Annotated in this window: 3 protein-coding genes; 2 read left to right on the top strand and 1 reads right to left on the bottom strand. The window is 49.0% G+C overall.

From position 1 onward, the window contains the following. Positions 1–214 (top strand): hypothetical protein (locus PX481_RS01445; protein ID WP_288093304.1); only part of this gene is annotated, 214 nt, incomplete at its 5' end. A gap of 94 nt (positions 215–308) precedes the next feature. On the opposite strand, the gene PX481_RS01440 is transcribed toward PX481_RS01445, so the two are convergent. After that, positions 309–482: a hypothetical protein gene (locus PX481_RS01440; RefSeq protein WP_288093301.1), complete on the bottom strand. Its 174-nt coding sequence runs from the start codon at positions 480–482 to the stop codon at positions 309–311. Between the two features lie 326 nt (positions 483–808). Between PX481_RS01440 and PX481_RS01435 the strand changes: the two genes are divergently transcribed. After that, the coding region (locus tag PX481_RS01435) for a non-canonical purine NTP pyrophosphatase (protein WP_288093299.1) at positions 809–1,234 on the top strand (426 nt) is incomplete at its 3' end.

The raw sequence follows: 1,234 nt of genomic DNA, 5'->3' as shown, positions 1-1,234 counted from the left end.
GTGGGGTGTGGGGTGTTGGGTGTGGGGTGTGGGGTGTGGGGTGTGGGGTGTGGGGTGTAGGGAGTGGGGTGTGGGGTGTAGGGTGTGGGGCGTAGGGAGTGGGGTGCGGGGTGTGGGGTGTGGGGTGTGGGGGGTAGGGTGTGGGGTGTGGGGGGTAGGGTGTGGGGTGTGGGGTGTGGGGTGTGGGGTGTGGGGTGTGGGGTGTGGGGTGTAGGGTGTGGGGTGTAGGGTGTAGGGTGTGGGGTGTAGGGTGTAGGGTGTGGGGTGTAGGGTGTAGGGTGTGGGGTGTAGGGTGTGGGGTGTGGGAATTAGGAATTAGGAAGTGGGGGGAATAAATAAAATAATCTCCTGACTACTGCCTTCCTTAACAACATAGCTATCGCTTTTTCGGAGTCAAGAGATGTTTCTATTTTTTCATCTTCATAAAGACAATTGCTGTCAAACCAGCGAGCCGAGTATTTTGGATGTAAGTAGGGAGGCACAATTATTTGTAGGATGGGTTAGCGGTAGCGTAACATGAGCAGGCGTTGGGTTTCATGCTTCAACCCAACCTACGTTCATCTATATTTAATTCCACCCACCCACTTATTTGTACTTCCTTGATATGTTTGTCTTTGAGTCTTTCAGTCAATGGGAATTTTAAGGAACCCATGCTTAACTTTAATCCTCGCAATAATCAGGGGGAAATGTCCGTCCGATCCAAAGCAGTCAGGGAGTTAAAAGTTTTTACTGTAGCTTTAGTGTATAGTGAAATATTCTCAACGTCAAGCCGCCCTAAAAGGCCGGGGTTTCAAACCGATTATTTTCGATGAAAAAATTAATTCTAGCCACGAGTAACCCGGGTAAATTAGCAGAGATAGGGGAATACTTAACTGATATTGACCTAGAATTGCAGTTAAAACCCGATGATTTAGAGATAGAGGAAACAGGGGCGACTTTTGCTGAAAATGCTTATTTAAAAGCTGCTCAAATTGCCCTAACATTGGGAGAATGGTCGATCGCTGATGATTCGGGATTGGAAGTAACCGGGTTAGGAAATGCCCCAGGGATTTACTCGGCCCGCTACGGTGAAAATGATCGAGAAAGAATCGATCGCCTCGTCAGAGAATTAGGAGATAATCAGGATCGCTCGGCCCGTTTTGTCTGTGTAATTGCGATCGCCCGTCCCGATGGTGAGATTGCCTTGAGCGCCACAGGAATCTGTACGGGAGAAATTTTAACCAGTCCTAGGGGT

This window comes from Microcystis sp. M53603_WE2 (assembly GCF_030065435.1).
This window is presented reverse-complemented; position numbering and strand designations above follow the sequence as displayed.